Raw genomic sequence first — 17,581 nt, 5'->3', positions numbered from 1 at the left:
CCTGTGTTTTTTTACCGGGCCCGAGGGCCCGGTTTTTTTAGCCGAATGAACGAGTGAATGATATGAACGAAACGACACTGCATTATGTATACGACCCCCTCTGTGGCTGGTGCTACGGCGCCGCCCCGCTGTTGAAGGCTGCGGCTGCTATCCCGGAGCTGCGCATCGAGCTGCACGCTGGTGGTCTCTGGCTTGGCGGGCGCAGACAGGCGATGGGCCAGGCCCTGCGCGATTACGTCCGCCCCCATGACGAGCGGATCCAGGCGCTGACCGGCCAGCCTTTCGGCGAGCGTTATTTCAACGAGCTGCTGCTGCGCGATGGTCTGCTGCTCGATTCGGAACAGCCCATCCGCGCCATCCTGGCGGTGACGGCTCTGGGTGGAAACGGCCTGAGCCTGTTGCACCGCATCCAGCAATCCCACTATCGCGATGGCATCTGGATCGGTTCTCTCGAGCATCTGGCCAGCCTGGCGGCGGAGCAGAACATTGGCGCGGATGATTTTGTGAAGGCCTACCAGCAGGCCGACCTGGCAAGCCATCTGGCCGACAGCCAGCGCTGGATGCGCCGTCTCGGCGGGCAGGGCTACCCGACCCTGGGATTGGTGCAGGGCGACAAAGTCACCCCCTTGTCCGCCTCCTCCTTCCTGGGTGAACCGCAGGAGTTTGCTCGCCAGATCCAGCTCATGATGAATCGTTGAGTGAACAGCAGGTCGTATCCGGTGGCGGATGTGCTGCGTCCGAGGTGCTCGTTGCAGATTTTTCCCACCTATCCGGCACTCATGCTATCCCCAGGTGGGACGATATATTCAGTAGCGGACAGTTTGAAAATCATCCGCTTGCGATCATCGCGCTATGCTCTATGGGGATAGCCCGGGCGTTTGAGGCTACGGGCTTGCGTCTAGCCGCCAAGGATACCAATCATGTTCAAAAATATGTCTATAGGTCAGAAGTTGAGCGCCGGTTTTGCCGTATTGGCCCTGCTAGTGGTGGGGCTGGCGTGGTTCTCCATCACTCAGCTGTCCCATCTTTATGCCGATACCGCCACCATCTCGGGCAACCTGTTGCCATCGACCCGTTATGCCAGCCAGATGCATGTAGCCATTCTCGATGCCCGCCGTTCCGAACTGGCGCAGGTGATTGGCGGCCTCAACAAGGATGCCCAGGAGGTGAGCGAACGCACCATCACCTTCAACAAAGCCAAGCAGGAGTTTGACGCGGCGGCGCAAAAGTATGGTTCGTTGCCCTTCAGCACCGATGAGGAGAAGCAGACTTACGAGCAGCTGGTGGCCGCTGGCGCCAAGTACTTCTCGGTGCACGAGCAGCTGATTGCGGCTTTTGCCAGCGGCGATCTGGAAAAAGTGAAGAGCCTGCGCAAAAACGAGACTCGCGCCGCCCTGGAAGAGGCGGGGGCCAAATCCTATCGTCTGCGCGAGATCAACAACGAGTTGGCTGACAGCATGGTGAAGTCGGTGGCCGACCTTTACAGCAGCTCGCGTACCATGAGTGTCGTGGTGAGCCTCATCACAGTGCTGTTCGTGGTGGTGGTGGCCTGGTTGCTGACCGGTCAGGTCCGCAATCCGGTGATGGCGCTGCTGGAGCAGACCCGCAAGGTAGCGGCAGGCGATCTGGCAGCCCATCTTGATGCCAGCCAGTTCAACAACGATGAACTGGGGCAACTGGCCAAGGGCTTTGGCGAGATGCAGAAGAACCTGCGAACCCTGGTCAGCGAAGTCTCCGGCTCTGTGGTGCAACTGAGCTCGGCAGCCGAAGAGATCAGCGCGGTGGCACGCCAGTCCGCCAACAACATGAACAGCCAGCAGCACGAGCTGAATCAGCTGGCGACTGCGATGAACGAGATGCAGGCCACGGTGCAGGAGGTGTCCCGCAACACCAGCGATGCCGCCAGCGCCGCCAGTGCCGCCAGCAGCACCGCCGAACTGGGGGCTCGCACCGTCAACGACTCCATCAAGCGTATTGAACAGGTTGCCGGCGCCATCGAGAGCACCGCCGTGGTGATCCGCCAGCTTGGTGACGACAGCCGCAACATCGGCATGGTGCTGGAGGTGATCCGCGGGATCGCCGAGCAGACCAACCTGCTGGCGCTCAACGCCGCCATCGAGGCGGCCCGGGCCGGTGAGCAGGGCCGCGGCTTTGCGGTAGTTGCCGACGAGGTGCGTACTCTGGCGAAGCGGACTCAGGATTCCACCTCCCAGATCAACACCATCATCGCCGAACTGCAGCAGCGGGCCGAGCAGGCCGGCACCACCATGCAACAAAGCCAGGACATGATGAATTCCACCGTGAGCACGGCGCGGGAGGCGGGGGCATCCATCTCCGAGATCAGCGGCTCGGTGGAGAGCATCTCCCACATGAATATCCAGATCGCGACCGCAACCGAAGAGCAGGGGGCGGTGAGTGAAGAGCTCAACCGCAACGTGGTCAATATCAGCCATGCCTCCGAGGAAGTAGCCGCTGGTGCAACCCAGATGGCACAGGCCTGTAACGACCTCAATCACCTGGCGACCCAGTTGCAGGAGATGGTGCGCCGCTTCCGGGTGTAAAGGCGGGTTGGATGCTCGCAGCTGCGGGCCCGGATCCTGGATCCGGGCCCGCCTTGTTTTATCGGCCAGTCGACTTTCCCTCTTGCACCATCCCTTGTTCGCTCCGCCGTTCTTGGGCATGCTAATGGCCCCATTGGTTGGCAGGATTCTGGATGTATGAACCTTCGCGATCTCGAGTATTTGGTGGCGCTGGAAGAGGAGAAGCACTTTCGCAAGGCGGCGGAGCGCTGCTTCGTCAGTCAGCCCACCCTGAGCGGCCAGCTGCGCAAGCTGGAGGATGAACTCGGGGTGATCCTGATCGAGCGTACCTCGCGCAAGGTGCTGTTTACCCCGGCTGGCGATGCCATGGCCCAGCAGGCCCGCAAGGTGCTCAAAGAGGTGCGTGAGCTCAAGAGCATCGGCCAGCACTTTGCCGAGCCCATGTCCGGCGAAATCCACATCGGCTTCATTCCTACCGTCGGCCCCTATCTGCTGCCTCACATCATTCAGGATCTGCGCGAGCACTTTCCCAAGCTGGAGTTCTACCTCTATGAAGAGCAGACCCAGGTGTTGCTCAAGCGGCTGGAAGAGGGGGAGCTGGATTGCCTGATCTTGGCCGAGCTGGAGGGCATGGACGGGTTTGGTTCTATCCCGCTCTATCAGGAACCCATGTGGCTGGCGGTGCCCCAGCAGCATCCGGAGGCCAAGGCCAAGGCGGTGCCGCTCAGCAATCTCAAGGGCAAGAAGTTGCTGATGCTGGCCGATGGTCACTGTCTGCGGGATCAGGCGATGGGATTCTGCTTTGCCGCCGGAATCGGCGAGGATCAGCGCTTCAAGGGCACCAGTTTGGAGACCCTGCGCAACATGGTGGCCGCCGGCAGCGGCATGACGCTGGTGCCCAGGCTCGCCGTGCCCGCCAATGCCGAAGAGGGAGGTGTCAGCTATCGACCTGTGATAGATCCCGTGCCTGGGCGTACCATAGCGCTGCTCTATCGCCACTATTCGGTACGCCGGCCCTGCTTCAACGAGCTGGCCGCCCGTATCTCGCGCTTGATGCAGAGCCTGCTTGGCTAACTGCGCATCGCTACTACAAGGCCACAAAAAAGAAAACCGGCGCATTGCGCCGGTTTTTTTATCTTCTGCGGTGGTTTAGAAGATATCGTCGGTGGAGACGGGACCATCGGTGGACGAACCATCACCGCCGTACACCTGATTGCCATCCGAGCTCTGTGTCGCGTAGCGGGTCGGCTCGGTGCCTTCCTTGAAGAACTCTTCCGTGCTGCTGCCGTCGGTCCGGTTGGTCAGCAGGCCGGTCTCACGATCGATCCGCACCGTGATGATCCCTTCCGGTACCGGCATCTTGCGCTCAGGCACCTGCTTGAGCGCCGTCTTCATGAAGTCGATCCAGATGGGCTGTGCGGCACCACCGCCAAATTCGGCCCGGCCCAGACCACGTTGGTGGTTGTCAAAACCGATCCAGGAGGTGGCGACCAGATTCGGGGTATAGCCGGAGAACCAGGCATCACGGGATTCGTTGGTGGTCCCGGTCTTGCCGGAGATATCGTGGCGCTTGAGGTCGCGCGCCGCCCGCCAGCCGGTACCGCGCCAGCCATTGCCGCCCCAGATGGCGGTGGTCAGGGTGTCGGTCACCAGGAAGGTGCTCTGGGCACTGATGGTCTGCGGTGCCATGTTGCCGGGAACGACCGGATCGATGGGGCACTGGGCTTTCCAGTCCGGCGCCGTATTGGCATAGGCATCCGCACTGTCGAGACCTGCAGCGGCCAGCACGCCACAATCACGGCAGGCGGCTGCCGGGTTGGCCTGATAGAGAGGCGCACCGAAGCTGTCGGTGACTTCGGTGATGAAGTAGGGGGTGACCTGGAAGCCGCCGTTGGCCATGACCGAGTAGCCGCGCACCACTTCCAGCGGAGTGAACTCGGCGGCACCCAGGGCCAGCGATTCGTTGGGCGAGATGGTATCGCGAGCAAAGCCGAAGCGGGTCAGGCCGTCGATGTAGGTATCCAGCCCGATGGCGCGCATCAGGCGCACCGACATCACGTTCTTCGACTTGGCGAGGCCGAGGCGCAGGGAGGTGGGGCCTTCATAGATGGCCGGGGAGTTCTTGGGCTGCCACATGGGGCCCTTGGAGGGATCCCACTGGTTGATCGGCGCATCGTTGATGAGAGAGGCCAGGGTGTAGCCCTGTTCCAGCGCGGTGGCATAGAGGAAAGGCTTGATGTTGGAGCCTATCTGGCGGCGTGCCTGATCAACCCGGTTGAACTTGGAGAGCTCGAAGCTGAAGCCGCCGACCAGCGCCTCGATGGCACCATCCTGCGGGTTCATGGCCACCAGAGCGGCGTTGACTTCGGGGATCTGGGAGAGCAGCAGCTCTTCACCCTTTTCCCGAACCCAGATCTGGGCGCCCACTTTCAGCATGTCGCGGGCCGAGCGGGGCGCAAAGCCCTGACGATCATCGGTGATGAAGGCGTGTGCCCACTTGATGCCGTTCCAGCCAAGCTCAGCCTGCTTGCCGTTCTTCAGCACTATGGTTGCACTCTTGTCAGCCAGCTTGGTGACCACAGCGGCCATCAGTGGCTCATAGGTCGGCTGCTTGGCCAGATGGGCCATGATCTTGTCATAATCCCAATCGGCTTCGCCCGCTTTCCACAGCTGGGCGGTCACACCCTTGTAGCCATGGCGGGTGTCATAGTCGAACACGCCGTCGAGCAAGGCCTGACGGGCGGCGCGCTGGCGCTTGGCGGTGACGGTGGTGTAGACGTGCAGACCCATGGTGTAGGCATCTTCCCCAAACTGCTCCACCATCTTTTGGCGCACCATCTCCCCCAGGTAAGGGGCATTCAAGGTGATCTCGGCCCCGTGATAGCGGGCTTTGACCGGCATCTTGGATGCTTCATCAAACTGGGCCTGGGTGATCTTGCCGGTTTCCAGCATGCGGCCAAGCACCACGTTGCGGCGAGCAAAGGCACGTTCCGGCGAGCGGATCGGGTTCAACATAGACGGCGCCTTGGGCAAACCGGCGATGATGGCGATCTCGTCCAGCGTCAGGTCTTTGACTTCCTTGCCAAAGTAAACCTGGGCTGCGGCACCGACCCCGAATGCCCGGTAGCCGAGCGGGATCTTGTTGAGATAGAGCTGCAGGATCTCGTCCTTGGAGAGATTCTGCTCGATGCGCCAGGCCAGGAAGACCTCTTTTATCTTGCGCACCAGCGTCTTTTCATTGCTCAGGAAGAAGTTGCGGGCGACCTGCTGGGTGATGGTACTGGCGCCCTGGCGGGCCTGACCGGAGACGGCCCAGACGGTGGCTGCGCGAATGATGCCGATGGGGTCAATCCCCGGGTGCTCATAGAAACGGGCATCTTCGGTCGCCAGTACCGCATCGATCATGGACTGGGGGATTTCATCCAGATGCAGCGGGATGCGACGAATTTCGCCAAATTGGGAGATCAATTCCCCGTCCCGGCTGTACACCTTCATCGGGGTGGCCAGCTTGACGTCGCGCAGCGCGGTCACATCCGGCAACTGGGGCTTGATGTAGAAGTAGATACCGATGAGGCTGGCAACACCCAGCACAGCACCCAGCATCATGACAATAAACAGGCGTACGAGCCATTTCAGCATGGAAGAACTACCAATCGTCTTAAAATTAGCCAACGGGCGCAGAGTATAGCCCTTTTGCCTCCGTAAATTCGAGGTTTTCCTGACGGCAGCCCGGCTCCTCGAGAAGAGGCGGGAGGTTAGCATTCTGCGGCTCAATAACCAAGGGGAGGTGAGGGGCAGCCGGAAAGCGAGTTGTATCACTTTTCGGCATAAACTTTATGACATTGATAGATAGAGCATTTAGGATGCGTTAAGCCATCATCTTCTGATTAGCTGTCCTACAATCAATCCTAAAACCCAATAACGCATGGATGTGTATATGTTTGGGCTATTCAACAAAGGTTCTCTGCTTCCTCTGGCGGGTATTGATTTTGGGAGCCAGACCATCAAGGCCGTGACCATTACCGGTCGTCCCGGCAAGCTGCATCTCGAATCGGTTGCCGAAGTCGCCACTCCCAAAGGCACTCTTGTCGATTATCAGCTGCAGGATATCGAGCGGGTCAGCCAGTCTCTCAAGGCCCTCAAGCGCCTCATCTCCGGCAGCAGTCAATATGCTGCAACCGCCGTCACCGGCTCCAATGTGATCACCAAAGTCATTCTCGTTGATACCCGTCTTAGCGACAGCGAGCTGGAGAATCAGGTTCAGCTCGAAGCTGAGCAACTCATCCCTTTTCCCCTTGATGAAGTAAGCCTGGATTTTGAGATCTTGGGCAAGGTGACCGATCAGGAGCGTCAGGAAGTATTGCTGAGTGCAGCTCGTACCGAAAGCGTGAATGGGCGGGTAACCGCGCTGGCGGAGGCCGGCATGATCACCAAGGTGGTGGATGTGGGTGCCCATGCGCTGGGGCGTGCGGTGCTTGCCTGCCTGCCGGAGCTGCAGGAGTGGGAGAAGCCGGTCGGCGTGATCGATATCGGGGCGAGTACCATGACGTTTGTTGCATTGGTCAAGGGGCAAACCATTTACTCCAGAATTCAAAATTTTGGCGGTGATCAATATAGCCATGCTTTAGCTTCTTTCTATGGCATGACGCAAGAAGAAGCAGAGGTTGCTAAAACCAAGAATTCATTGCCTGCAGATTATGAACTCGATGTTTTAATGCCCCATATGAATACTTTGCTGCAGCATGTTCGACGCAATGTACAGCTGTTTTGTAGCTCTTCCGGGCACAGAGAGCTTTCCAGACTGGTGCTGACCGGCGGTGGCAGTCTGCTGCCCGGGCTGGTGGCTCAGGTCGGGAATGAATTGAATTGTGAGGTATTGCACCCTGATCCCTTTGCTCTGTTCGGCAAGCCGAAAGGGGAGGGGGCGGTCCACGGTGCCAAGTTCATGACGGCGCTGGGTCTGGCATTGAGGAGCTTCACGCCATGTCAAATATAAACCTCCTGCCCTGGCGTGAGGCCAGAGCACAGCGGCAGAAGAAGCAATTCGGAGTCATGCTGGGCATCTTCATGGCCATCACGGCTTCACTCGGTTTTGCCGCCGACTGGCTGGTGGAGCAGCAGATAGGCCATCAGCAGCAGCGCAACCAGCGCTTGCAGCAGGAGATGACCATCCTGGATGCCCAGCTTGGCGAGATCCGCCTGCTCAAGGAGCGACGCAAGGAGTTGATCGATCGCATGCAATTGATCGAACACCTGCAGATGCGCCGCAATCTGCCGGTTCGTCTGTTCAACCAGTTGCCTTCGCTGGTTCCCAACGGGGTGTACCTGAATACGCTTGCCTTGCAGAACAATCAAATAGATGTGAATGGCAAGACTGAGGCCTATGGCAGGGTAGCCAGCATGATGCGTCGCATAGATGGCTCCGGCTGGCTGGGGCAGTCGCAGATCAGCACGATTTTTGCGGCCGATGTGGCGCCCGTTTCGCTCAGCCAGTTCTCCATGATGTTCCAGGTCGCGGGTGCGGCGGGTGCCACGGTCGATGTGGCTAAGGGGCAGCAATGAATCTACAACAGCTCAACGAACTGGATCTCAACAACATTGCCAGCTGGCCCAAGCTGGCCAAGGGGATTTTCATCCTGTTCTTCTGTGCCTTGCTGGGGGGGGCCATCTATTACTACGTGATTGCCAACTCACTGACCCTGTTGACCCAGGAGACCAACAAGGAGGCCGAACTCAAGGCGCAGTTCGAGAGCAAGGCGATGCTGGCTGCCAACCTCGGTGCCTACAAGACACAGATGGTGCAGCTCGAACAGCTGGTGGATACCCAGCTCAAGCAGTTGCCCAATACTCACGAAGTGGCCGGATTGCTGGATGACATCAGTTTCATTGCTACCGACAATGGGCTCAAATTGAATCGCATCAATTGGGAGCCCGAGATCAAACACGAGTTCTCCACCGAGCTGCCCATGCGAATCGAAGTGGTAGGCACTTATCATGAGATAGGCAAGTTCACGGCTGACATGGCGGCCTTGCCTCGTATCGTCATCCTGGAATCGTTCACGCTGGGACAGGGCAAGGAGCAGGGTGACATGATTGCCATGTCGATGCTGGCCAAAACCTACAAATACAATGGCAAAACCGTGGGGCAGACCAAATGAAGCTACTCTGCGTGTTGTTGCCTGCCCTGTTGTTGACCGCCTGCGGTGGGCAGGATGACATGGACAACTATGTGGCGGCCACCAAGGCCAGAAAACCAGTACCCATCGAGCCTCTTCCCGAAATAAAACCCTTTTCCCCGATGGCTTACCACCTCAGCGATCAGCGCAGCCCCTTCATCGCCCCCCAGCCTGAAACCAGCAGTGCCAAGGTGGATGCCAAGGTGAAGCCGGATTGCGCCCAGATAGCGGCCAACAGAGAGAAAGAAGTACTTGAACGTTATTCACTGGCCAGCCTGAGCATGCAGGGCTCACTTGGCAAGCAGGGACAGTTGTGGGCCTTGATCAGGACACCTGATGGTCAATCCATCCGGGTGGGCCTCAATCAACATATGGGACTGGATCAGGGACGGGTGATCAGGATCACTGATACCTATTTGGATTTGATTGAGACTATACCGGATGGCAAAGGATGCTGGGTGACCCGAGAAACTCAGCTGGGCATGGCCAATCTTGAAGCAAAACGATAATCAGGGATGATGCGATGAAAACAACAATAGGTATGGTAGCCCGAGTTACCCTGCTGTTTTGCGCCGGAGCATGGAGCCAGGCCTGGGCCGTGGCAACCCTGCAGGAGGTCAAGGTCAATCCGCTGATGGCGGACCAGCTGTTGCTGGAGCTGAGCTTCAGCGAACCGGTCAGTGGATTTACCGATCGTCTCTCCTATGAACCCAACCAGCTGCTGCTGCATGTGCCTGGGGCAGTGGGAGCGCTCAACGTGAACCCGTTGCCCATCAAGCAGCAAGGGGTGGACAACCTCAAGGTCGAGGGCAAAGGGGCTGGTCTCGATATCAAGATCGCTCTCGATCAACTGACCCCCTATCAGGTGCATCAGCAAGGCAACAAGTTGTTGGTGGCGCTGGGAGAAAAAGCAGCCATGCCGCTGCCAGCCACCACTGCATCCTCCGGGCTGGTGGCCCCCCAGCCGACCTCGTCTGCACTTATCAATACCCAGCCGGCAGCCTCGTCCGCCCTGATCAACAGCCAGCAGCTTGCTCGCCAGAGCGCTCCAGTGGCAGCGTCCGTGGCCAGCAAGCCGGTCTTGCCATCACCACAGACGGCAGCCAGTGGCGCTTACTTCAATTCCGTGACGGGGGTCGACTTCCGGCGTGGCAAGGATGGGCAGGGGGAATTTCTGGTGACGCTGGATAACAGCTCCGCCGCCGTTGACGTCAGCAGCCGTGGCCAGACGGTACTTGCCAAGTTCCACGGCACCCGGGTACCGGACGATTTGCTGAACCTGATCAACGTGCAGGATTTTGCTACTCCTGTCTCTCAGGTTGAGGTGTTCCGCCAGGGTAACGACACCCTGTTCGAACTCTCGGTCAACGGCCAGTTTGATTACCGTTACGATCAGGCGGACAAGATGTTCATCGTCGAGGTGAAAAAGCGCACCGCGGCGACTGCCGGCAAGCAGTATCAGGGCAAACCCATCTCTCTCAATTTTCAGGATATCCCGGTGAGAACCGTGCTGCAGCTCATCGCGGATTTCAACAACCTCAATCTGGTGACCACGGATTCGGTGTCGGGCAACATCACCCTGCGGCTGGACGGGGTGCCCTGGGAGCAGGCACTCGACATCATCTTGAAGGTACGGGGTCTCGACAAGCGGCTGGACAACAACATCCTGCTGGTCGCACCGGCCGAAGAGATTGCCGCTCGCGAGAAACAGCAGCTGGAGAGCCGCAACCAGGTTGCCGATCTGGCACCGCTTTATACCGAGTATCTGCAGATCAACTATGCCAAGGCATCCGAAGTGGCGACGTTGCTCTCGTCCAAGAGCACCAAGCTCCTCTCTTCCAAGGGGGCGGTGAGCGTCGATGAGCGGACCAACGTGCTGGTGGTCAAGGACACTGCCGACGTCATCAGCAACATCAAGCGCATGCTGGATATCCTGGATATTCCGGTCAAGCAGGTGGTGATCGAGGCGCGGATGGTGACCATTGATGACGGCTTTGACGAGGCGCTCGGGGTGCGTTGGGGGGTAACCAAGAACGACGGCCACGGCAACAGCACCTCGGGCACCATCGAGGGCAATGACGGTTCCGGCAACAACAATGGTGGTTCGACCATCACCCGACCGGGGGTGGACGATCGGCTTAACGTCAATCTGCCGGTGACCAATGCGGCCGGCACCCTGGCCTTCCAGGTGGCGCGGCTGGCAGATGGTACCTTGCTGGATCTCGAGCTGTCGGCACTGGAGAAAGAGAGCAAGGCCGAGATCATCGCCAGTCCCCGGGTCACCACGGCCAACCAGAAACCGGCGCTGATCGAGCAGGGTACCGAGATCCCCTATGTGGAGTCCTCTTCCAGCGGGGCAACCTCGGTCACCTTCAAGAAGGCGGTACTGAGCCTCAAAGTGACGCCGCAGATCACCCCTGACAACAGGGTGATCCTGGATTTGACCGTGACCCAGGATACCAAGGGTGAAACCGTGCCGACCGGTACCGGTGATGCCGTCTCCATCAACGCCCAGTCCATCACTACCCAGGTGCTGGTCAACAATGGCGAGACCCTGGTGCTTGGCGGCATCTATCAACAGACCATCAAGAGCGACGTCAGCAAGGTGCCCTTGCTGGGTGACATCCCGGGTCTGGGGGTGTTGTTTCGCAAGACAACCAGCGAGAACAAAAAGCGTGAGCTGCTGATTTTCGTGACGCCGAAGATAGTCACCGACGCCTTCTGAAGACTTTACATGTGAAGGTAAAACACATATAACCTTACGCCCCAATGAGGCTGGGGCGTAAGGGCTGCGGTTGCCAGTCCTGATTTCTATTGAGATAATCCCCCTCCTGATCCATCGCAAGATAAGGTTCATAGGTACCCCGATCGAGAGTTTGTCGGGGTCGTACAGTTTGTAATTACTAACGAAAAGACATGGCTGAGAAACGCAATATTTTCCTGATAGGTCCCATGGGTGCGGGCAAGAGCACCATAGGTAGACATCTGGCAGAACAACTGCATATGGAGTTTTTCGACTCAGATCATGAGATTGAGCGCCGCAGTGGTGCCGATATCGGCTGGGTGTTCGATGTTGAAGGCGAAGAGGGTTTCCGGATCCGCGAAGAGAAGGTCATCGGTGACCTTTCCGAACAGCAGGGTATCGTGCTGGCGACGGGTGGCGGTGCCATCAAGAGTCGTGAAACACGCAACAAGCTCTCTGCTCGCGGTATCGTGGTGTACCTCGAAACCACCATTGAGAAGCAACTGGCACGTACGCAAAGAGACAAGCGTCGCCCCTTGCTGCAAACCGAAGAGCCGCCGCGCGAAGTACTCGAGCGTCTGGCACAAGAACGCAACGCCCTGTATGAAGAAGTGGCTGACTTTGTCATCCAGACTGATGACCAGAGCGCTAAAGTTGTTGCCAATCAAATCGTTAAGTTGATCGGCATGTAATATAGAGGACGTCCATGGAAAGGTTGAAGGTCGAACTGGGTGAACGCAGCTATCCCATCGAGATAGCCGCAGGTCTGTTGCAGCACGCAGAGGTGCTGACGCAAACCATCAAGGGCAAGCGTGTCATGATTGTGACCAACACAGTGGTTGCGCCCTTGTATCTTGAGCGGATTGTCCAGTTGCTGTCGGGCTATCAGGTTGAACACCTGATCCTGCCGGATGGCGAGGCCTACAAGACCCTGGCTACCTTTGAGCGGATCATGTCCGCTCTGCTGGAAACCAACCATGGTCGTGATACCACTCTGATTGCCCTGGGTGGCGGTGTGATAGGGGACGTTGTCGGCTTCGCTGCTGCAAGCTATCAACGTGGCATTCCGTTCATTCAAGTGCCTACCACACTGCTCTCCCAGGTTGATTCCTCCGTTGGTGGCAAGACTGCCGTCAACCATCCCCTCGGCAAGAACATGATTGGGGCCTTCTATCAGCCCAGACACGTCGTGATCGATACCGAGTGCCTCCAGACCCTGCCTGCCCGCGAATTTGCCGCCGGCATGGCCGAGGTGATCAAATACGGCATCATCTGGGATGTCGAATTCTTCTGCTGGCTCGAAGCCAACATGTCCCGTCTGCAGGCGCAGGAGCCGGCCGCGCTGGCCTATGCCATCCGCCGCTGCTGCGAGATCAAGGCCGATGTCGTTGGCCAGGACGAGACCGAACACGGTGTGCGTGCCCTGCTTAACCTGGGCCACACCTTTGGCCATGCCATTGAAGCCGAGAAGGGCTATGGCAACTGGCTGCACGGCGAAGCCGTGGCGGCAGGCACCATGCTGGCCGCCAATACCGCCCTGGCCCGTGGTGACGTGACCGAGCAACAGGTAGAGCGTATTCGAGCTTTGCTGCTGGCGGCCAAGCTGCCGGTGACGGCGCCGTCAGAGATGGATTTTGCGGCCTTCATTCGCCACATGCGCCGTGACAAGAAGGTGCTGGAAGGCAAACTGCGTCTGGTGCTGCCGGTTGGGATAGGTCATGCCCAGGTGGTGGCCGATGTCTCCGATGCTGAACTGCTGGCGGTGATCGAGTCTGGTCGTGACGAATAAACTGCTGAAATTTCCCTCCCAGCGGCAGCTGGTTGACCGGCTGCTGCATCTGATTGAATTCAATCATCCTTTTATCTTTCTTTCCGGCAAACCAGGCAGTGGTCGCGGCACTCTGTGCGAATCCCTGCTGGGAGCGTTGCCGGAAAAAGTGCGGGTCGTCAGCCTGATCGGCAGCCCCGCCATGAAGATGGTGGACGTGCGCCAGCTGCTGCTGCCTCAGGTGGTGGCCCGGCCGTTGTTCAATCCGCAGGATGCGCTGGCAGACAGCTTTTTCCGCATGCTGGAAGGCAAACCCGCCACCTTGCTGCTGTTGATCGAGCGGGCCGACGAACTGCCTGCCGAGCTGGTCGGCGAGCTGTGGAGCCTGTGTCGTCACAACGATACCCTGAAGATCCCCCATCAGTTGGCCATCGTGCTCTCTGGCAGTGACGTCTGGTGTCGCAATCAGAAGGCGCAGCTGAAAGGGCGGGCGATGCCGGCGCTGGAGCTGGAAGTCGCGCCGCTTGGCGCACCCGAACAACGCATCTTCTTGTATGAGAAGGCCAAAGAGCTCAAGATCCCGACAGCCCTCTTGCCCAAGCCGAAAGTGGAAGAGATCCTGAAAGTGGCAAATGGACATCCGTCCACCATCATGCAGTTACTGGAGGATATCATGACCGACAGAAGGCCCAAGAAACGTCAGGCCGAGTTGCCCGTCAAGAAGATTGCGACCCTGCTGGCCCTGTTGGCCGGCGGTCTGCTGGCGCTGAGTTATCTGCTGCCTGCCCTGTTTGGCGGCGACAGCAAGAGTTCTGCCCCCGAGCCCACTCAAACCACGGCGTTGCCCATCCCCGTCTCGGGTGGCGATCCACTGACCATCGTTGGCAGCAACACCAGCCAGAACGGCAGCCAGAGTGCGGCCAGTGATGGCGCCGCCAGCAATCCCAGCAGCGTGGTACGCGACTGGCAGCCGGATGCCAAGGTATTGCCCAAGGCGGTGGAGAGCGACACCGTGACCACCGAATCGACCAACTACGAAGGACGCCGGGTGGTGATCTCCGACGAGGTGGTCGAGAAGCTGATGAAGCAGCCCAACGTCAGCGGCGCCCTGCCCACTGCGGTGGTGGATGAGCTGACCGGCGCCGATTCGCAAGCAGCGGCCACTCAGGTTGCTCCTGCTGAGCAGGCTGTCACATCCAATGCCACCGCTCAGGCTGCCCAGCCGGCAAACACCGCCAAGGCCCAAGTCACGCCAGCGGCCAGCAAGCCGGTGGCCAAGCCAGTTGCGGTTGAACCGGTGGCGGCACCATCTCCCAAGGTGGCGCTGACCCCAGCTGCCACTCTGAACAAGAAGCCCAGAAACCACTACAGCATCCAGCTGATGGGGGCGAGCAACACCAAGGCGGTCGACAAGTTCGTGGCCGAAAATGGTCTGGCCGGCAAGATCTGGGTCTATCAGACCAAGTTCCGCGGCAGCCCCTGGTACGTGGTGCTGCAGGGGGACTACGCCAGCAGCAACCAGGCCAAGGCCGCCATTCGCAAGCTGTCACCCGCCTTGCTGAAGGGTCAACCCTGGCCCAAGTCGTTTGCGCAGGTACAAAAAGAGTTGAAGCAATAGCCATTTTGGCCGGGAAGGGGGTAGAATCGTCCCCCTTTTTTGGTCGATGCCTTCTTAACACCGGATTTCCATGAAAAAAACACGCGCTTTTTTAAAATGGGCCGGGGGAAAATACTCCCTGGTTGAAGAGATTGCCGAGCGTTTGCCGGCCGGGCGTGTGTTGCTGGAGCCCTTCGTCGGGGCCGGGTCCGTGTTTCTCAACACCGACTACGACGCCTATGTGCTCAACGACATCAATCCGGATCTGATCGGTCTTTACAATCATCTCAAGTTGACGCCGGATCGGTTTATCGCTGAGTCGCGCAAGCTGTTCGTGACCGAGCACAACCACAAGGCGGCCTACTACCGGCTGCGTACCCAGTTCAACCAGACCGACACCAGCTTCGAGCGCGCCCTGCTGTTCCTGTTTCTGAATCGACACGGTTTCAACGGCCTGTGCCGGTACAACAAGAAGGGGGCTTCAACGTCCCGTTCGGTTCCTACAAGAAGCCCTATTTCCCGGAAAAAGAGCTGTGGGCCTTCGCCGAGAAGGCGCAGAAGGCGACCTTCATCTGTGAAAGCTATGCCGATGCCATCCAGCGCGCCGAAGAGGATTGGGTGATCTATTGCGATCCCCCCTATGCCCCGCTCTCCACTACCGCGAGCTTTACCACCTATTCGGCCGGCGGTTTCACCCTGGACGATCAGGCCGTGCTGGCCAGGCTGGCCCGCCACACCGCGGCGCGCAAAGGGGTGCCCGTGCTCATCAGCAACCACGATATCGAGTTGACCCGCGAGCTCTATCGCGGTGCCCGCCTCGACGAGATCCTGGTCAAGCGCACCATCAGCCGCAACGGCGGCACCCGCAACAAGGTAGCCGAGTTGCTGGCGCTCTATCCGCCCGGCATCGAGCCGGAGCAGGGCTACTACCCGAGCGACGCCGAACTGGCGCCACTCGGCTGACACTGACGGCACCTTGGGGTGCCGTTTTTTATGTCTGCTGCGGCCGATGATGGTGGGACTGGGTAAACATGGTTTATTGATAGCATTGAAGCCTGTTTTCAGCGTCCGTTTGCGGTGATGATGGCGTTCGCTTTTTCCGTACCCTGTGCGGGCCGTTTTCAGTGTCCGTTTGCGGTGATGATGGCGTTCGCTTTTTCCGTACCGTGTGCGGGTCGTTTTCAGCGTCCGTTTGCGGTGATGATGGCGTTCGCTTTTTCCGTATCGTGTGCAGGCCGTTTTCAGTGCCTGTTTGCGGTGATGATGGTGTTCACTTTTTCCGTACTGCGTATGGGTCGTTTTCAGTATCCGTTTGCGCTGATGATGGTGTTCGCGTTTTCCGTACCGTGTGCGGGTCGTTTTCAGCGTCCGTTTGCGGTAAAATTGCGCCGCTTTTTCTGCCACGCTGCCAATGGATGACGCTGATGAAAGACTTTCTGATTGCCCCCTCGATCCTCTCCGCCGACTTTGCCCGTCTGGGGGACGATGTCGCCAAGGTGCTGGCCGCCGGTGCCGACGTGGTCCATTTCGACGTGATGGACAACCATTATGTGCCCAACCTGACCATAGGCCCCATGGTCTGCCAGGCCCTGCGTGACTACGGTATCGAAGCCCCCATCGATGTGCACCTGATGGTCAAGCCGGTGGATCGCATCATTCCCGATTTTGCCAAGGCGGGTGCTTCCCTCATCACCTTCCACCCGGAAGCGTCCGACCACGTTGACCGCTCCCTGGGCCTCATCAAGGAGCAGGGCTGCCAGGCCGGCCTGGTGCTGAACCCTGCCACGCCGCTCACCTGTCTGGAGTACGTGATGGACAAGCTGGACGTGATCCTGCTGATGTCGGTCAACCCGGGCTTTGGTGGCCAGAGCTTCATCCCCGGCACCCTCGACAAGCTGCGCCAGGTGCGCCGCCTGATCGACGAGAGCGGCCGCGACATTCGCCTCGAGATCGACGGCGGGGTCAAGGTCGACAACATCCGTGAAATTGCCCAGGCTGGCGCCGACATGTTCGTGGCCGGCTCGGCCATCTTCAGTCGCCCGGACTACAAGGCGGTGATCGACGAGATGCGGGCGGAGCTCTCTCATGTCAAACGCTGAACGTGATTTTGACCTGGTACTGTTCGATCTGGACGGCACCCTGATCGACAGTGCCCCGCAACTGGCGCTGGCGGTCAACCGTACCCTGGCGGAGCTGGGGCTGGCCGAGGCCGACGAAGCCGTGGTGCGGACCTGGGTCGGCAACGGTGCCGACAAGCTGATCCAGCGCGCGCTGGACTATCGCGCGGCGCCCGAGCTGTTTGCCAGTGCCCGTCCGCTGTTTGATCGCCACTATCAGGCCTGCCTGCTGGAAGGGCTGGCCATGTATGACGGGGTCGAGCAGAGCCTGCGCCGCCTGCAGGCGCTGGGTTACCAGCAGGGGATCGTGACCAACAAGCCGAGCCACTTCGTGCAGCCGATCCTCGATGCCCTCGGCATCGGTGACTGTTTCGCACTCTGGCTGGGGGGCAACTGCGTGCCCGTCAAGAAACCGAGCCCGGAGCCGCTGCTGCTGGCCTGCCACGAGCTGGGCGTCAGCCCGTCGCGCACCCTGATGGTGGGCGACTCCGAAAATGACGTGCTGGCCGCCCAGGCTGCCGGCATGAAGGTGGTGGGACTGACCTATGGCTACAACTATGGCCGTCCCATCGCAGATTCCCGCCCGGACTGGGTATGCGAACAGTTTGCCCAGCTCGATGCGCTGCTGGCCGAATAAGCT

General features: G+C 59.2%; 15 protein-coding genes and 1 pseudogene. 15 read left to right on the top strand and 1 reads right to left on the bottom strand.

Features of this window, described 5'->3' with window-relative positions; translation table 11 throughout:
- Nucleotides 1-62 precede the first annotated feature (62 nt).
- From ACPDZI_RS15825 to oxyR, 3 genes are all read left to right on the top strand, one after another.
- Nucleotides 63-698 (top strand): DsbA family protein, encoded by a 636-nt coding sequence (locus ACPDZI_RS15825; RefSeq protein WP_187267780.1) that lies wholly within the window; start codon nucleotides 63-65, stop codon nucleotides 696-698.
- A gap of 222 nt (nucleotides 699-920) precedes the next feature.
- Nucleotides 921-2,561, top strand: coding sequence for a methyl-accepting chemotaxis protein (locus ACPDZI_RS15820; RefSeq protein WP_438833454.1), 1,641 nt, complete (start codon nucleotides 921-923; stop codon nucleotides 2,559-2,561).
- 156 nt (nucleotides 2,562-2,717) lie between these two features.
- Entirely contained in the window at nucleotides 2,718-3,614 is an 897-nt protein-coding gene (gene oxyR / locus ACPDZI_RS15815) for a DNA-binding transcriptional regulator OxyR (protein ID WP_017409206.1), read from the top strand.
- A gap of 75 nt (nucleotides 3,615-3,689) precedes the next feature.
- Here the strand turns inward: oxyR and ACPDZI_RS15810 are convergent, their stop codons facing one another.
- Nucleotides 3,690-6,179, bottom strand: coding sequence for a penicillin-binding protein 1A (locus ACPDZI_RS15810; protein WP_438833453.1), 2,490 nt, complete (start codon nucleotides 6,177-6,179; stop codon nucleotides 3,690-3,692).
- Nucleotides 6,180-6,465: 286 nt separating this feature from the next.
- Between ACPDZI_RS15810 and tapM the strand changes: the two genes are divergently transcribed.
- From tapM to ACPDZI_RS15750, 12 genes and pseudogenes are all read left to right on the top strand, one after another.
- A complete protein-coding gene (gene tapM / locus ACPDZI_RS15805) occupies nucleotides 6,466-7,536 on the top strand; it encodes a PilM family type IVa pilus assembly protein TapM (protein WP_076360353.1) in 1,071 nt (356 codons plus the stop codon).
- A complete protein-coding gene (tapN, locus tag ACPDZI_RS15800; protein ID WP_011706969.1) occupies nucleotides 7,524-8,102 on the top strand; it encodes a PilN family type IV pilus biogenesis protein TapN in 579 nt (192 codons plus the stop codon). The genes tapM and tapN overlap by 13 nt, the downstream gene beginning before the upstream one ends.
- Nucleotides 8,099-8,698: a PilO family type IV pilus biogenesis protein TapO gene (gene tapO, locus ACPDZI_RS15795; protein WP_011706968.1), complete on the top strand. Its 600-nt coding sequence runs from the start codon at nucleotides 8,099-8,101 to the stop codon at nucleotides 8,696-8,698. The genes tapN and tapO overlap by 4 nt, the downstream gene beginning before the upstream one ends.
- Entirely contained in the window at nucleotides 8,695-9,225 is a 531-nt protein-coding gene (locus ACPDZI_RS15790) for a pilus assembly protein PilP (protein ID WP_438833452.1), read from the top strand. Before tapO ends, ACPDZI_RS15790 begins: the two co-directional genes overlap by 4 nt.
- A gap of 14 nt (nucleotides 9,226-9,239) precedes the next feature.
- The gene (locus ACPDZI_RS15785) at nucleotides 9,240-11,441 is read left to right on the top strand and encodes a type IV pilus secretin PilQ (protein ID WP_076360350.1); all 2,202 of its coding nucleotides are present in this window, start codon (nucleotides 9,240-9,242) and stop codon (nucleotides 11,439-11,441) included.
- Nucleotides 11,442-11,632: 191 nt separating this feature from the next.
- On the top strand, nucleotides 11,633-12,151 hold the full coding sequence (gene aroK / locus ACPDZI_RS15780) for a shikimate kinase AroK (RefSeq protein WP_005298388.1): 519 nt from the start codon (nucleotides 11,633-11,635) through the stop codon (nucleotides 12,149-12,151).
- 14 nt (nucleotides 12,152-12,165) lie between these two features.
- Nucleotides 12,166-13,248, top strand: coding sequence for a 3-dehydroquinate synthase (aroB, locus tag ACPDZI_RS15775; protein WP_076360349.1), 1,083 nt, complete (start codon nucleotides 12,166-12,168; stop codon nucleotides 13,246-13,248).
- Nucleotides 13,238-14,845 (top strand): SPOR domain-containing protein, encoded by a 1,608-nt coding sequence (locus ACPDZI_RS15770; protein WP_438833451.1) that lies wholly within the window; start codon nucleotides 13,238-13,240, stop codon nucleotides 14,843-14,845. The genes aroB and ACPDZI_RS15770 overlap by 11 nt, the downstream gene beginning before the upstream one ends.
- Nucleotides 14,846-14,915: 70 nt before the next feature.
- Nucleotides 14,916-15,787 (top strand): annotated as a pseudogene (locus ACPDZI_RS15765) (Dam family site-specific DNA-(adenine-N6)-methyltransferase).
- Between the two features lie 114 nt (nucleotides 15,788-15,901).
- Nucleotides 15,902-16,243: a hypothetical protein gene (locus tag ACPDZI_RS15760; RefSeq protein ID WP_438833450.1), complete on the top strand. Its 342-nt coding sequence runs from the start codon at nucleotides 15,902-15,904 to the stop codon at nucleotides 16,241-16,243.
- A gap of 5 nt (nucleotides 16,244-16,248) precedes the next feature.
- Nucleotides 16,249-16,923, top strand: a complete 675-nt coding sequence (gene rpe / locus ACPDZI_RS15755) for a ribulose-phosphate 3-epimerase (RefSeq protein ID WP_016351625.1) — start codon at nucleotides 16,249-16,251, stop codon at nucleotides 16,921-16,923.
- Entirely contained in the window at nucleotides 16,910-17,578 is a 669-nt protein-coding gene (locus tag ACPDZI_RS15750) for a phosphoglycolate phosphatase (RefSeq protein WP_438833449.1), read from the top strand. Before rpe ends, ACPDZI_RS15750 begins: the two co-directional genes overlap by 14 nt.
- The last annotated feature ends 3 nt before the right edge of the window (nucleotides 17,579-17,581 follow it).

Origin of the sequence: Aeromonas oralensis (genome assembly GCF_049665575.1) — a bacterium.
GTDB lineage: Bacteria > Pseudomonadota > Gammaproteobacteria > Enterobacterales > Aeromonadaceae > Aeromonas > Aeromonas hydrophila.
Note: the sequence above shows the minus strand (reverse complement) of the source record. Positions and strands in the feature narration are given on the sequence as shown.

Excerpts from the sequence above, each read along its gene's own strand:
- ACPDZI_RS15825 (WP_187267780.1), top strand. The coding sequence starts at position 63 with ATGAACGAAACGACACTGCATTATGTATACGACCCCCTCTGTGGCTGG.
- ACPDZI_RS15820 (WP_438833454.1), top strand. The coding sequence starts at position 921 with ATGTTCAAAAATATGTCTATAGGTCAGAAGTTGAGCGCCGGTTTTGCC.
- oxyR (WP_017409206.1), top strand. The coding sequence starts at position 2,718 with ATGAACCTTCGCGATCTCGAGTATTTGGTGGCGCTGGAAGAGGAGAAG.
- ACPDZI_RS15810 (WP_438833453.1), bottom strand. The coding sequence starts at position 6,179 with ATGCTGAAATGGCTCGTACGCCTGTTTATTGTCATGATGCTGGGTGCT.
- tapM (WP_076360353.1), top strand. The coding sequence starts at position 6,466 with ATGGATGTGTATATGTTTGGGCTATTCAACAAAGGTTCTCTGCTTCCT.
- tapN (WP_011706969.1), top strand. The coding sequence starts at position 7,524 with ATGTCAAATATAAACCTCCTGCCCTGGCGTGAGGCCAGAGCACAGCGG.
- tapO (WP_011706968.1), top strand. The coding sequence starts at position 8,099 with ATGAATCTACAACAGCTCAACGAACTGGATCTCAACAACATTGCCAGC.
- ACPDZI_RS15790 (WP_438833452.1), top strand. The coding sequence starts at position 8,695 with ATGAAGCTACTCTGCGTGTTGTTGCCTGCCCTGTTGTTGACCGCCTGC.
- ACPDZI_RS15785 (WP_076360350.1), top strand. The coding sequence starts at position 9,240 with ATGAAAACAACAATAGGTATGGTAGCCCGAGTTACCCTGCTGTTTTGC.
- aroK (WP_005298388.1), top strand. The coding sequence starts at position 11,633 with ATGGCTGAGAAACGCAATATTTTCCTGATAGGTCCCATGGGTGCGGGC.
- aroB (WP_076360349.1), top strand. The coding sequence starts at position 12,166 with ATGGAAAGGTTGAAGGTCGAACTGGGTGAACGCAGCTATCCCATCGAG.
- rpe (WP_016351625.1), top strand. The coding sequence starts at position 16,249 with ATGAAAGACTTTCTGATTGCCCCCTCGATCCTCTCCGCCGACTTTGCC.
- ACPDZI_RS15750 (WP_438833449.1), top strand. The coding sequence starts at position 16,910 with ATGTCAAACGCTGAACGTGATTTTGACCTGGTACTGTTCGATCTGGAC.